General features: G+C 41.4%; 12 protein-coding genes and 1 tRNA gene. All 13 read right to left on the bottom strand.

The genetic code is table 11. The annotated features are described in order from the left end of the window. Window position 1 precedes the first annotated feature (1 nt). Window positions 2–820, bottom strand: a complete 819-nt coding sequence (locus AB2B49_RS02580; RefSeq protein ID WP_070569106.1) for an ABC transporter permease — start codon at window positions 818–820, stop codon at window positions 2–4. A gap of 1 nt (window position 821) precedes the next feature. Next, on the bottom strand, window positions 822–1,814 hold the full coding sequence (locus AB2B49_RS02575; RefSeq protein ID WP_070569110.1) for an ABC transporter ATP-binding protein: 993 nt from the start codon (window positions 1,812–1,814) through the stop codon (window positions 822–824). A 366-nt stretch (window positions 1,815–2,180) separates the two neighbouring features. Beyond that, window positions 2,181–3,113 carry an alpha/beta fold hydrolase gene (locus AB2B49_RS02570; protein WP_049505224.1) on the bottom strand — a complete coding sequence of 311 codons (933 nt, stop codon included), beginning with the start codon at window positions 3,111–3,113 and terminating at the stop codon, window positions 2,181–2,183. A gap of 128 nt (window positions 3,114–3,241) precedes the next feature. Then, complete coding sequence (locus AB2B49_RS02565) at window positions 3,242–4,123, bottom strand: class II fructose-bisphosphate aldolase (protein WP_001018995.1); 882 nt, start codon at window positions 4,121–4,123, stop codon at window positions 3,242–3,244. A 139-nt stretch (window positions 4,124–4,262) separates the two neighbouring features. Beyond that, window positions 4,263–5,591 carry a sensor histidine kinase VncS gene (vncS, locus tag AB2B49_RS02560; RefSeq protein WP_320691888.1) on the bottom strand — a complete coding sequence of 443 codons (1,329 nt, stop codon included), beginning with the start codon at window positions 5,589–5,591 and terminating at the stop codon, window positions 4,263–4,265. Beyond that, entirely contained in the window at window positions 5,588–6,244 is a 657-nt protein-coding gene (vncR, locus tag AB2B49_RS02555; protein ID WP_049505226.1) for a response regulator transcription factor VncR, read from the bottom strand. The genes vncS and vncR overlap by 4 nt, the downstream gene beginning before the upstream one ends. A gap of 248 nt (window positions 6,245–6,492) precedes the next feature. Beyond that, window positions 6,493–7,872 carry an ABC transporter permease subunit Vex3 gene (vex3, locus tag AB2B49_RS02550; RefSeq protein WP_042902562.1) on the bottom strand — a complete coding sequence of 460 codons (1,380 nt, stop codon included), beginning with the start codon at window positions 7,870–7,872 and terminating at the stop codon, window positions 6,493–6,495. A gap of 50 nt (window positions 7,873–7,922) precedes the next feature. Further along, on the bottom strand, window positions 7,923–8,570 hold the full coding sequence (gene vex2, locus AB2B49_RS02545; RefSeq protein WP_000173735.1) for an ABC transporter ATP-binding subunit Vex2: 648 nt from the start codon (window positions 8,568–8,570) through the stop codon (window positions 7,923–7,925). 12 nt (window positions 8,571–8,582) lie between these two features. Continuing rightward, the gene (locus AB2B49_RS02540) at window positions 8,583–9,860 is read right to left on the bottom strand and encodes an ABC transporter permease (RefSeq protein ID WP_049505227.1); all 1,278 of its coding nucleotides are present in this window, start codon (window positions 9,858–9,860) and stop codon (window positions 8,583–8,585) included. 394 nt (window positions 9,861–10,254) lie between these two features. Further along, a tRNA-Leu gene (locus AB2B49_RS02535) sits at window positions 10,255–10,340 on the bottom strand. 80 nt (window positions 10,341–10,420) lie between these two features. Continuing rightward, window positions 10,421–10,996 (bottom strand): cysteine hydrolase family protein, encoded by a 576-nt coding sequence (locus tag AB2B49_RS02530; RefSeq protein ID WP_007520431.1) that lies wholly within the window; start codon window positions 10,994–10,996, stop codon window positions 10,421–10,423. Then, complete coding sequence (gene codY / locus AB2B49_RS02525; RefSeq protein ID WP_000940725.1) at window positions 10,996–11,784, bottom strand: GTP-sensing pleiotropic transcriptional regulator CodY; 789 nt, start codon at window positions 11,782–11,784, stop codon at window positions 10,996–10,998. The genes AB2B49_RS02530 and codY overlap by 1 nt, the downstream gene beginning before the upstream one ends. Before the next feature lie 282 nt (window positions 11,785–12,066). Then, on the bottom strand, window positions 12,067–13,641 hold the full coding sequence (locus AB2B49_RS02520; protein WP_254733821.1) for a DEAD/DEAH box helicase: 1,575 nt from the start codon (window positions 13,639–13,641) through the stop codon (window positions 12,067–12,069). Window positions 13,642–13,820 lie beyond the last annotated feature (179 nt).

Below are 13,820 nucleotides of genomic sequence, written 5' to 3'. Positions count from 1 at the left end.
ACTAACCTCCTTGAATAGTGATAAAGGACTGGACTCGTTTCCATATCAACTGAGACAAGCCCACCATCACTATGAGCCAGAAGAACTGTAGCAAAAGCGCCTGAAGAATCTGACTGGCATCGTATTTCCCAACAATGATCATAACTGGAGTATAAATCAAAGATGAAAAAGGCAAGAAGGACAAAATATCAGAAACAATCTTTGGAAAGAAAGCCAAGGGAATCAGACTTCCAGACATAAAGGCCACTATAGAAGTCTTGAGTAGATTGGAACCCCATAGATTTTTAAAGACAAAGGCTGAAAATCCAAAGCAGATATTAAAGAAAAAATTGATCAGGTAGGCTAGGGTTAAGCTAAAGAGATAAAGGATGGTTAATCCCAGTACTTCTACAATTCCTTGCCCAGATAAAATTTTCATCAAGACAATGACACTTAAAAATGGCAGTCCAACAGAGATAAAAATCAACCACTTGGATCCAAGCTCTGTAAAGAGGTAAGAAGCCGCAAAATGCACTGGTCGCAACAAACGCATGATAATGGAACCATCCTTGACCTCCTCCCCAATCATAAAGGAGCTATCTGACCTGGTCAAAAGATTAGTCACAAAACTCATGATGATGTAAAGGGTGATATCTGCCATGCTAAAGCCCTGAATCAAAGACTCTTGCGAGGAATCAAAGACCGCCTTCCAGAGATAGAAAGCCACAAAAGCTCCCATGACATCACCAATCCGATAGAGAATAAAGTTGACTCGATAGCTAATCAACTCCTGAATCCCTGCATTGATAAAGGGTTTATAACGTCTCCACAATTTGACCATCTTAGAGCTCCTTACGATAGAAGCGACGGATAATATCCTCAATATCCGTATCCACCATCTTCAAATCGCGGATTTCAAAATCAGACAGGGTTTGCTTGATAATATCAGCCGACTGGTAGCGGGAACTGTCGAATTCAATATTGAGGCTGTTTCCTTGTCTATCAATGGTCATATCCGAAGAGCCTTCATAGTGAGAGACAAGATGACTTTGCCCTGGTAGCAGTTCAAAGGAAAGAGTCTTCATCTTGCCAAAGGTTTCCTTGAGCTGGCTAACCGTTCCATCAAAAATCTCTTGCCCCTTATCAATCATAAAAATTCGATCACAGAGTTGCTCAATGTCGCTCAGGTCGTGAGTGGTCAAGAGAATGGTTGTTTCTTCCTCTTGATTGATCTGAGTAATTGCCCGACGAATATTGTCCTTGACCGAAACATCCAAACCAATGGTCGGCTCATCTAAAAAGAGAACCTTGGGATTGTGAAGCAAGGAAGCCGCAATGTCCGCCCTCATCCGTTGCCCCAGTGAAAGAGTTCGCACAGGATCCTTGATAAATTCCTTCAAATCCAAGACTTCATTCAAAAAATCCATGCGTTTATGAAAGAGCGAGTCTGGCACATCGTATATCTCTTTCAAGACCGTATAGGTCTCTTGCAGTGCCAAATCCCACCATAGCTGGGTGCGTTGTCCAAAGACAACCCCGATATCCTTGACATAGTCTTGACGATTGTCCTGTGGAATCTTGCCGTTAATCCGACAAAAACCAGATGTCGGTTTTAAAATTCCTGTCAGCATTTTGATGGTTGTCGACTTCCCAGCACCATTGGCCCCGATAAAGCCTAAAATCTGGCCCTTTGGTACCTCGAAGGTCAAATCCTTGACCGCTTCAAAAGTCTGCTTTTCAGGATGAATAAAGGAGCGCAAAGCCCCCTTTAATCCAGGTTCCTTTACTGTCTTCACAAAATTTTTCTGAAGATGTTCCACTTCTATCATTGCCATATCTATCTCCCTGTCGCAAGGAATAGCAACATTGTATTTTTGACTACAAAAATTCTAAATCCTTACCTTCTAAACCCTCTACATTTTATTATTACAGAAGGCCTTATACCAAACTATTATAGTCCAATAAAAAACGGAATGCAAGCGTTTGCCTGTAGATTATAAAATTAGAAATTTCACTCTTAAAATAATAGTTTTAATCAAAAATTCTGGTTTGATATTTTCCTTAAAACATCAAAAAAACCTGCCCAATGGGCAGGATTTTGGGTAAGAAAAAGAATTTTTTTAATCGAAAAAATTCACGATTCTACTGTTAATTCTTCAGCATTTAATTATTGGCATCAATCCAAATAGATTTATAACCTCTCAATTATTCTCTAAAAATTCTTTAATGCGAGAAACAATAGCATCGCTTTGATAATGATAGAGGTCATGAGGAGCATCCATATAAACGACTTGAACATTAGACTGGTCGCTTGCAAATCTCTCTGCATAACGTTGCCATTCTGATTGGCTAAAACTAGTACCATCACCATTAGAAACCATTAGTAAGGCCGGAATTTTCGGATTAATGTTTGAAGTAACTTTCTTGGCATTTTCCTTTACCGTTTGGGATTCATGAAACATAGCTTGTGACATCAACTGCTTATAAGCTAGAAGTTTATATTGTTTTCGTTCACTTTCGATCAGAGTTTGATTTTTTATATAAAAGGACTCAGGGAAATAACGTAATAACCCAATCTTACTGCTCCAATAGGCCAACGTAAGCAAGGCCTGATTATCCTTTAAATTCTCATAACTTGACGGCAGTGCCCAATCTAAACCAATCAAGGCTTTCACTTCATTAGGATATTTCTCCTGCCAAGCCAGACTCTCAAGACTCGCTATGGAATGAGACAGAATGATAAAAGGACCTGTTACATTTGCTTGTGAAAGTGCTTGACGAGTCTCAGACAAAACTTCCATCACATCTCTTGAATGATTGCTATCATCACTATAACCATATCCCGCTCGCTCCACGATGACTACCTTATATCGTTTCGATAAGGATTCCGATACATTTTTAAAGTCCAATATGGGAGAAGCAATACCAGCACCTGAGAGAACTACTATAGTCTCAGGTCCATCCCCTTCAACGTAAATATTTATTTGATGTCCATTGACAAGAACTTGTTGTCCCATAGGTGATAGTGAGGCTTCTTCCTTTTCCAAACTGATACGGTGAAAGATGAATGTAGCGAGTAAAAACAAAAGAATGAAACTAAGAATGCCAAGAAACCATTTTTTCAGTATTTTCATAGCATTATTGTACAAAAAATAGAACCTTTTAGCAACTTAAGATTGGTTCTTCTACAGTATATTCGCTATATATCCAGACACAAAAAACCCACCCAATGGGCAGGTTTCATCTGTATTGTTCAGCTAGATTATGCTTTACCTTCTGAACCGAATACGTCGATACGTTCTTCAACTGATGCTTGGATAGCTTTTACACCGTCAGCCAAGAATTTACGTGGGTCGAAGAGTTTTTTCTTGTCGTATTCTGCTTCGTTTGCTTCGTAGTCACGAGCAAATTTACGAGTTGCGTTAGCGAATGCGATTTGGCATTCAGTGTTAACGTTAACTTTCGCAACACCAAGTTTGATAGCTGCTTGGATTTGGTCATCAGGAATACCTGAACCACCGTGCAATACGATTGGGAAGCCTGGAAGAGCTTCTGTCAATTTCTTCAAGTGGTCAAGGTCAAGACCTTCCCAGTTTGCTGGGTAAGGACCGTGGATGTTACCGATACCAGCTGCCAAGAAGTCGATACCAGTTGCAACCATTGCTTTAGCGTCTTCGATTGGAGCCAATTCACCTTTACCGATGATACCGTCTTCTTCACCACCGATAGTACCAACTTCAGCTTCTACTGAGATACCTTTAGCGTGTGCTTTTTCAACAACGTCTTTAGCCAATTTAAGGTTTTCTTCAACTGGAAGGTGTGAACCGTCAAACATGATTGAAGTGTAACCAACTTCGATACACTCAAGTGCATCTTCGTAGTGACCGTGGTCAAGATGGATAGCTACTGGTACAGTGATACCCATTGACTCAACAAGGTTAGCGATCAAGTTGCGAGCAACTTTGTAACCACCCATGTATTTAGCAGCACCCATTGAAGTTTGGATCAAAACTGGAGCTTTTTTAGCTTCTGCTGCACGCAAGATAGCTTGAGTCCACTCAAGGTTGTTTGTGTTAAATCCACCAACTGCATAACCGTTGTCACGAGCTGCTTGGACAAATTTTTCTGCTGAAACGATTGCCATTTGTCAGGCCTCCTATATATTTTTTGGGACATCCCATTTACATTGTTCATTTTATCACTTTTTGATAAAAAAAGCTAGTTTTTCCCATACTTTAGATTGAATTTCTTCCAATCCAATCAATGTAACCCCTTTCTTCTCCTTAGTCCTGAGTGACTTTGGGATAACGTATGAAGAAGGTCAATCGAGCATCCTGCATCTCAAAATGATAAGGTAATTTCTCGTGTTCTAATAAACTTTTGACCACAAAGAGTCCCATCCCCGAACCCTTGGCCTTACGACTAGCATTTTCAGAAAAAGACTGGGCCAGTTTTTCTTGTTCTTCAGGACTACAGCTATTCTCGATAAAGAGTTCTCCTTCTCTCTCGCCGATATGAACCAAACCACCTGGAGTGGAGTGCTTGATAGCATTGCTGATGAGATTCGATAATATCAGTTTCATGACAGATGGGTTTATGTAAGCCTGCTGATGGGTTAGGCTAATGTCTACCTGAAGTTCTCGCTCCTTGGCGAGCAAAGCATAATCCTTGACCAAACTTTGCGTCATCTGAAGGAGGTCAACCTCTTCTTTCTCGTCTCGCAATTCCTGCACAGAAGAGAGAGACAATATCTGGAGAACGTGGTGACTGAGGTCGTCCACAATCCTCAAGGCAACTCCAAGATAATGGTCTCTATCCTTATAACGACCGATATTTTCTTTCATATTTTCGATTAGGATTTTGAGACTAGCCAGAGGGGTTTTCAGTTCATGAGAAGCCCCTCGTAGGAACTCAACCTTCATCTTCTCCAGCTGGAGAATAGCTTCATTCTTGTCATGCAAGTCCGCAATAACAGTCAAGAGATGCTGGTAAAGGCTATTGATTTGTTCCTTGAGATCACCTATCTCATCCTTAGAATCCACGCGCAATCGCACTTGGGCATCCAAATCCATCATCCGACGGGTCACCCGCTTGATTTCCAAAATAGGGGCAACAATGGTCCGAGCATAGATGTAGGCCACCAAGAGGGAAATCAGAAAGGATGCCAACAAAGTATAGGGAAGAAACTGGAGACTGATCTGCTCTGCTTCTTTTTGCAAGTCCATGGACGCTAAAAACTGGAGAGTCATAGTGCTACCATCTTGCGTTTTCACCTCACGCTCCTCAATAAAGAGAGAGGTAGTCTGGCGGTCCGTATCCAGAGGAAGATTGTCCTTGACTTCTAACTTGTCCTCGGTCATCTCTCCCTTGACAGCTCCTTTGATATCACTGGTCTGGGAATACAAGTCTAAGACTTGCTCAATATTCTGCCTATCTTTTCCATCCAGGTACTGGGCAATGGCTGTCGCTTTCTGGTCAATGGTTTCCTGACGATGGCTTAGATAAGTTGACGGAAAGAGAAAATAAATGGCTAAATGAAGACAAATAACCAGAACACTAAAAATCGAGAAGGTATAGATAAATATCTTTGTAAATAAACCTGTTCGTTTCATTTTCTCTCCAATTTATAACCAACGTTGCGCACAGTAAGGATACAATCCAAGTCTAGCTTTTTCCGCAGTTCCTTGATATAGACATCAATGACACGATCAAAAGGAATCTCATCTGTTGCCTTCCAGACAGCATCGATAATCTGAGAACGAGTCAAGGCCCGTCCCTCATTTTTCACCAGATAGTCCAGAATTTCCAACTCTTTGGCATTAATGGCCACTTCTTGACCTGCGAGGCTTGCACTGTAACTCTCAAAATCCACCTTGGTATCCTTATAGGAGAAGACTCGTCCCGTATCGTAGTTTCGCTTGAAAATTGCATCCACCCTCACTTTTAAGAGAGACAGGGAGAAGGGTTTTTCCAGATAGCCGTCTGCCAGAGAGGCAAAGGCGCTCATCTTGTATTCTTCATCCTGAAAGGCGGTCAGCATCAAGACAGGAACCTGACTGGTCTTACGAATCTCTGCTAGGACTTCGAGGCCATTGAGCTTGGGCATCTGGATATCCAGCAGTACTAGGGCTACTTCATAGCTGGAAAATTTTTCCAGAGCTTCTTGTCCATCTGCTGCCTCAATGGTTTCATAACCACAATCCGTCAAATAGTCACTGATTCCCTCACGGATCATCTCTTCATCTTCTACAATTAAAATTTTCATAGAAAAAACGTTTCACATTCCTTTAAATTTCTTGTAAATCTTCTCTGTTTCATCCTGATAAGAAGAGTCCTTATACTCAATGAAAATCAAAGAGCAAACTAGGAAGCTAGCCGCAGGCTGTACTTGAGTACGGCAAGGTGAAGCTGACGTGGTTTGAATTTGATTTTCGAAGAGTATTATCAAGATGAAATAGATAAAAATGCTACCTATATTATACCCCATTTAGGGGAGAATAGGTAGCAAGTTTTTTATTCGCTATCGAGCAAGAGCTCTTTTGGTTGTTTTCTGAGGAGATTGCTTGAAGCAAGCGCCATAACGAGAACCACTAGAACCAAAGCAAGGACAAAGACGATGATAAAGTCTGATGTCTGAATGGAAATATCTAAGCTCGACAAGGTCTTGCTAAAGCCATCTACTTCTGCACCACCACCAAGATTAGAGGCTTGAGCAGCCTTACTGGCTTGCTTGGCAACACCTGAAGTGACATTGGCAAGAACAGTATTTCCGATGGCACGAGCTGTGTAGTTGGCTAGGAAGTAAGCAGAAACGAGAGCAGGGATGGCAATCAAGATAGATTCGGTAATGAATTGCCCCAAGATACTTGCCTGCTTGAGACCGATAGAGAGGAGGATTCCTACTTCCTTGCGACGGGCATTGATCCAAAGACTGAGCAAGAGGGCAAGGAGAAGAACTGAGAAGCTCAAGCTACCCCAGAAGAGGAGGTTGGCCATCTTGTACATACCAGAGATGGATTGCTCTAGAGCTGGGTAGTTAGAGGAGCTCTTCACAAGTGTGTAGCTCTTCCAGTTGATACCACTGATACCATTCAACTCTTTCATGACGTCATCCAAGTTCTTGTCTGCTGTTACAAAGAAGGTTGCGTCCCCATAAATAGCTGTGTCTTCTGTGTATCCATAAAGTTTTGCAGCTGTGTGAATGTCTGTGATAGCTGTATTTTCATAGAGTTCTTGTGAATAGGTTACTGCTGACTTATTGTGACCATCAAAGAGTCCCTTGATTGTCACTTCAACTGTTTCCTTGGCACCTTTTTCATTGTCTGCATCGTAAACATTGGAGTCTAGTTTGACCTTATCTCCGACTTTCCATCCGTGTTTGGCTGCCAAGTCCTTGTGCATGAGGATCTTGTCTTTGTCGTCGTTGGTTAGGTGCTCACCTTCAACCAGCTTATATGAGCCAGAGACAAACTTATCTTCTTTAGAGGAGTCATTGACACCTGTAATCATCAAACTACTTCCAAAACGCTTGGCACGGTCTGCAGTGAGATTTTTCTTGGTTTCTGGCGTTTCGATGAGATCATATCCAGTCAAATCTCCGATAGCGTTGATGCGTTTAACATAAGACTCGATGGCCTTGTTTTCGGTGATTTTTTTGATATCCTCACCCTTGATATTCCCAGAACCACGTGGCGTCCCTTGATTGACTCGACGATTGATTTGCATGGAGAAGCTATTGGTGATATTTTTAAAGGTCTCCTGAGAAGCCTTGGCAGTAGCTCCCTTGATCGACAAGCCGACCAAACTCAAGCTCGCCATGAGGAGAATAATCAGGAAGATAACAATCGATTTGAAAAACTTCCTTGTAACATAGGCAAATGCGTTGTGTAACATAGGTTCCCTTTCTAGATTTGATTTAATAATTCTATCAAAACAAGCTCATATTATTTAGTAGTATTGCGAGTTTCAGTCAGTTTCTTGTCCTTCAACTCAAGTGTAATATCAGACGCTTGTGCCACTTCTTTACTGTGGGTGACGACGATCACACATTTACCTGTTTTCTCGGCAAGTGATTTGAGCAGTTCGATAATATCTCCGGCAGTTTTAGGGTCCAGATTTCCTGTTGGCTCATCAGCTAGAATAACTGGAGCTTCTGAGACTAAACTGCGAGCGATGGCTACACGTTGCTGTTGACCACCTGATAACTGGAGAACGTTCCGCTTGATCTGACTTTCATCCAAACCAAGCTCAAGAAGTGTATCCTTGCTTGCTTTTTTGTTGACCAAGCGGATATTTTCCAGCGGAGAAAGATAATCTATCAAGTTATAATTTTGAAAGACCAGAGAAATATGGTGCATGCGATGGTATGAATACCCCTTGTTCCGAATGTCCTCTCCTTGGAAAAGGATAGAACCTTCAACAGGACTATCTAGACCAGCCAGTAGGGACAAGAGAGTAGATTTTCCTGCTCCTGACTCACCAATGATACTATAAAATTTTCCGGGTTCAAAATTATACTTGATCTGATATAAAACTGCTTCAGCAGTGTTCTTATAACGGTAGGTAACATCTTGCAATTGTAATAAAGTCATGATTTCTCCTTCTTAACTAATAGATGATAAAATTTCTTTCGGCGATTTTCTAAATAAGAATAGGAAACAAAGGGCTACTGATAAGCAACCAATCAGGAGCAGAAAGACATAGGATTCTGCAAAGGATAGGAGACTGGTTGATAGACCACTTGCTTTGGCCAGCGTGTCCTGTAAGGTTGCCTGATCTCCACTGGCTAGTACAGTTTGGAGTAGATAGGATGTGATGGCATTTCCTGCAACAAATGCTGGAAGCAAAGCTCCAAGAGATACCAAAACTACCTCTAAACAGAACTGGAGGAAGATCGAACTCTTGCTTTTTCCAAGTGCGAGTAGAATCCCCACTTCGTAGACCCTTTCTCTCAACCAGAGGGACAAGACCAAAATTAAGGCTCCTGCTCCTGCTATCAACATCCCATAAAGGAAGATGGTGAGGAAGGTTTGGAAGGTTGCCACTGAGTCTTTGATTTGCTCAAAGGCCTTGTTTTCCTTCTCGACTTGGTAGCCTTGACTTTCCAAAGCCAAGTTTTCCACCTGCTTCATGAGTCCGTCCATTTCCTTAGGATTTTCTACATAGAAGCGCGCTGCACTGACCTGCGGTTCACTATTTCCCAGAAGGGTTTGGCTACTTTCATAGTCTGTAAAGACCTGGTTTTCACTGAAGTCGGAAGACAAGCCTGTGAACTTTTCTTGTTTTTTACCAGAAAAGATGCCGACAATTTCAAACTCTACTGTTTGCCCCTTTCCAGCTTCGGACTGACCAGCATCCAAGCCAATCTTGTCGTGAAGCGAAAGACCATTCTTCTTGGCCAACTCTTCGTGGATGAGGATTTTCTTGGAGTCCCCTTTTTGAAGGTGTCGCCCTTCTTTTAGATTGAAAGCCGAACTGGTAAAGGTGACATCCTTGGATGAATCCTCGAGAGCCGTTAAGCTAACCAAGTTCTTGTCTGCAGCTGACAAATCATCACGTTCTACGCTCTGCTCACCACTCACCGCTTCCTTGTCTTTCAGTTTTGCGACCGTCTCAAGTTCAGGAGAGACATTTTCCAGTCCCTTAATCTTGCTCACGGATGCTAGGTCTGACAACTTGAAGGTCTGTCCATTTTCTATCTTTTTGATAGAAAAAGATGTGTTGAGTGATTTGTAAAGATTGCTTTCTACTGTTTTGTTGGACTTCATCAGAGTCAAACAGGCTGAAATTCCTGCTAAAAGGACAAATAAAATCAGAAATAAAATAAAACTTCTCAGTCGTTTTCTGCTGACATAAGCCCAAGCTCTTTGGATTGGATTCATTTGTCACCTCCATATTTGTAAGACTATTATAAAATCCAAATATGAAATGTTTATGAAATCGAAAAATTTTTTTGATTTATTTTTTGAAAAAACAAAAAAGCTAGCAAGCGCTAACTTTTCTTCATATACAGATAAACAATTTACTAATCTATAATCCATTCCATTCAATAAATGTTGGACATCATCTTTCAGCTAGGTATTTTTCCATCTCCTAAGTTCTTCATTTTCTGACTTATGTTTGAGGATATTCTTGATAGAATGAAATGGAAAACTCAGTTTAAATGTTCTGATACAATGAACTGTTCTTGATGCCAATATTTTCGATACACGAAACGTAGCCTCTAGTTTTCTTTGTAAAAACAAAAAGAGCTAGCCAAAGCTAACTCTTACCCTATGCGGAGAGAGGGACTTGAACCCTCACGACCTAAAGCGGTCACAGGATCCTTAGTCCTGCGCGTCTGCCAATTCCGCCATCCCCGCGTCGATTACTTTACTAGTATATCAACTTTCAAAATCTTTGTCAACACTTTTTTCAGATTTTTTTCATTTTTCCAACAGTCTTATAGTTCAATTTCAGCAAGGTTTTCATCCAGTAATTTTGCTCCCAATGTGTTCTTAAAATGCCCAAGAGCAAACTGATGATTTTCTGGCCAAATAGAGGCAACTGCAGGCTTGACAATCTCGATTTGATAACCTAAATTATAGGCATCAATCGCCGTATGAAGAACACAAATATCCGTCAAAACACCTGTTAAGATAACAGTATCAACCCGACGTTCTCGCAAACGGATATCTAAGTCCGTTCCTGAAAATGCTGAATAGTGACGCTTGTCCATCCAAAAGACGCGACTATCCGCCTCATGCTCAGCATAAAAGTCAGCTAGGGGGCCATAAAGGTTACGCCCACTAGTTCCGATGATGTTGTGTGGTGGAAAGAGCTTGCTTTCTGGGTGGAATGTATCCTTCTCCTCATGAGCATCAATGGTGAAAAAGACATAGTCTCCACGATCAAAAGCTAATCTGGTTGCCTGATCAATGGCTTTTGATATTGCTTGAGCGGGTGCGCCAGCAGTTAGCTTTCCATGGTCTGCTACGAAATCCTCTGTATAGTCAATCGAGATTAAAGCTTTTGCCATTAGTAGTCCCTCTTTTTCACTTCCTCAAAAATATCACCAATTAGAACTTTGAGATAAGTCCCCTTCATTCCTAATGAACGACTCTCAATAATTCCCGCAGACTCCAATTTACGAAGCGCATTGACAATAACTGAGCGTGTAATGCCAATACGGTCTGCAATAACAGACGCAGTCAACTGCCCTTCATTTCCATCCAATTCAGCTAAAATAGCTGATACGGCACGAAGTTCTGAATAGGAAAGGGTGTTGACCGCCATGGTAACAGCCGTACGACGGCGAATATTTTTCTCATCTTCTTCACGTTGGAAGTTCAATAGTTGAATTCCCACAACCGTGCTCGCAATCTCAACAAGGATCAAATCTTCATCTTCAAATTTCTTGTCATTGCGCCAAATGATCAACGAACCTAGGCGAATCCCTGATACATGAATCGGAGCGATGGTCGTCAAACCATCTGGAAAGTCCGCACGGCTCTCTACAGGGAAAATGGTCAAATCATGTTCAACAGGAAGATTGGCTTCCGTATCATAAATCATGTTTGCCCCTTGTACATAGACCTCAGGGAAGGTTTTGGTTTGGAAGAACTGTTCTACACGGTCATTATTTGTCTTATAACGCATAAAGTAGCCCAAGAGACGTCCCTTGTTATTCACAATACAAGCGTTACAGTCAATAATATCTGCTAACTGGCGTGTAATCGCATTGTAAGGAAGCTCATCTTGAAGTTGCTCCTCAGAGCGCTTTAGAATAGACGTGATTTTTCTTGTTTTTTCTAATAAATGTGCCATTTTTTACCTCGCATATAATCGCTTCCATTATAACATAGAAAAGTCTTTATTTCAATAATTATCTGAAAATTGCTTATTTAATTGCAATTTTGAACAGCAAAAATATTTTAGAAAAAAAGCGATTTTTTTATTGACATCCTATTTTATTTTTGATATTATAACATTATAAGAAGATGACATGATAAATCCCTTTCCGTTTCACCTATCCTTTACTATCACCATCTTCTTTTACTATCGGTCTCCTTATATATAAAAGCGATTCACAGTGTGAATCGCTTTTTTCTATTTGTCTCCTTTGTTACGAATAACAAAGCCGGTCTTCTTTTCGCTTGAAGTGTTGCGAGGTTTTTTATTGTCTTTATTACGGTAACGTCTGTCTTTATCAAAACGATCATTTCCACGACTGCCTTTTTTGAAATCATCACGGCGACCACCACGGCGATCACGGTCTCGACGATCGTCCCCACGACGGCCTCCTCGACCTCCCTTGCCTTTACCACCAAAGCCATTACCTGATGGTTTAAATGGCAGTGGTTTTTCACGCGCAATCTCCACTTCAGGCAGGCTGTCTGGATCTTGGACTGTCAGACTCAAGATATACATAGCCAATTCTTCTGGACTGAATTCTGCTGCTAACTTACGAGCATCTTTAGCAAATTTCTCAAAGTTCCCACGAATTGCTTCGTCTGCGAAGTCTCGTTCGATTTTCTTGAGCGCTACTTGTTTCTTAGCTTGGAAGGCTTCTTCTGCTGTCGCTGGTTTCAAGCCTTTCATGCGTTTCTTAGTCAAGTTTTCGATGATTTGAAGGTAGCCCATTTCATTTGGTGCTACGAAAGTAATAGATTGACCTGACTTACCAGCACGACCTGTACGACCGATACGGTGAACATAACTTTCAGGATCTTGTGGAATATCGTAGTTATAGACATGGGTCACACCTGAGATATCCAAACCACGTGCTGCCACGTCTGTCGCAACTAGAACATCAAGATTGCCATTTTTAAAATCACGAAGGACACGAAGACGTTTGTTTTGGTCTAAGTCGCCATGAATTCCTTCTGTACGGAAGCCACGAATTTTAAGTCCACGAGTCAATTCATCTACACGGCGTTTGGTACGACCAAATACAATAGCAAGTTCTGGTTGTTCCACATCCATAAGACGTGTCATAGTATCAAATTTTTCTTGCTCTTTAACACGGATATAGTACTGATCTACCAATTCTGTTGTCAATTCCTTGGCAGCAATCTTGACATGTTCAGGGTCTTTCATAAACTGAACACCGATACGTTTGATAGCATCTGGCATGGTTGCTGAAAAGAGCAAGGTTTGACGATTTTCAGGGACACGGGAAATGATGGCTTCAATGTCTTCAAGGAAGCCCATATTGAGCATTTCGTCCGCTTCGTCAAGAATCAGAGTTTCAATATCTTGTAATTTCAAGGCCTTGCGTTTAATCAAGTCCAAGAGACGGCCTGGTGTTCCTACCACGATGTGGGCACCCGATTTAAGAGCTTTAATTTGTTTTTCAATGCTGGAACCACCGTAAACTGAGCGAACTTTCACTCCTTTGCTACGTCCAAAGCGGAACAGTTCCTCTTGACTTTGGACAGCGAGTTCACGAGTTGGAGCGATAACCAAGGCTTGGATGGTCGCCTCTTCTGTACGGATTTTTTCAAGGGTTGGCAAACCAAAGGCTGCGGTTTTCCCTGTACCAGTCTGAGCTTGACCGATAACGTCTTTTCCTTCGAGAGCCAAGGGAATGGTCTGTTCTTGGATGGGACTGGCTTCTACAAATCCAGCTTTTTCAATCTCTGCTAGCAATTCAGCAGACAAGTTAAATTCATTAAATTTCACGTTATTCTTCTTTCTAAAGGTGGTGCGAAGCCACCCTATAGGGCTTTAGTTTATACTTTTCTTTTCATGACGTATCTTGTACAAAAATGAGATACCGTGTTGCTTCTTTTCCACGAAAGAAAAGTACTGGTTTCTTTGCAACTTATCTAGTATAACACAAGAGAGAAGCAAAAGATAGT

It is taken from the genome of Streptococcus jiangnanensis (genome assembly GCF_040888325.1).
In the GTDB taxonomy this organism is placed as follows: Bacteria; Bacillota; Bacilli; order Lactobacillales; family Streptococcaceae; genus Streptococcus; species Streptococcus jiangnanensis.
The sequence above is the reverse complement of the archived record's forward strand: the minus strand, read 5'-3'. Positions and strand labels throughout refer to the sequence as shown.

What these genes read in the sequence shown, in the direction of transcription:
- AB2B49_RS02580 (WP_070569106.1), bottom strand. Translation starts at nt 820, where the DNA reads ATGGTCAAATTGTGGAGACGTTATAAACCCTTTATCAATGCAGGGATT.
- AB2B49_RS02575 (WP_070569110.1), bottom strand. Translation starts at nt 1,814, where the DNA reads ATGGCAATGATAGAAGTGGAACATCTTCAGAAAAATTTTGTGAAGACA.
- AB2B49_RS02570 (WP_049505224.1), bottom strand. Translation starts at nt 3,113, where the DNA reads ATGAAAATACTGAAAAAATGGTTTCTTGGCATTCTTAGTTTCATTCTT.
- AB2B49_RS02565 (WP_001018995.1), bottom strand. Translation starts at nt 4,123, where the DNA reads ATGGCAATCGTTTCAGCAGAAAAATTTGTCCAAGCAGCTCGTGACAAC.
- vncS (WP_320691888.1), bottom strand. Translation starts at nt 5,591, where the DNA reads ATGAAACGAACAGGTTTATTTACAAAGATATTTATCTATACCTTCTCG.
- vncR (WP_049505226.1), bottom strand. Translation starts at nt 6,244, where the DNA reads ATGAAAATTTTAATTGTAGAAGATGAAGAGATGATCCGTGAGGGAATC.
- vex3 (WP_042902562.1), bottom strand. Translation starts at nt 7,872, where the DNA reads ATGTTACACAACGCATTTGCCTATGTTACAAGGAAGTTTTTCAAATCG.
- vex2 (WP_000173735.1), bottom strand. Translation starts at nt 8,570, where the DNA reads ATGACTTTATTACAATTGCAAGATGTTACCTACCGTTATAAGAACACT.
- AB2B49_RS02540 (WP_049505227.1), bottom strand. Translation starts at nt 9,860, where the DNA reads ATGAATCCAATCCAAAGAGCTTGGGCTTATGTCAGCAGAAAACGACTG.
- AB2B49_RS02530 (WP_007520431.1), bottom strand. Translation starts at nt 10,996, where the DNA reads ATGGCAAAAGCTTTAATCTCGATTGACTATACAGAGGATTTCGTAGCA.
- codY (WP_000940725.1), bottom strand. Translation starts at nt 11,784, where the DNA reads ATGGCACATTTATTAGAAAAAACAAGAAAAATCACGTCTATTCTAAAG.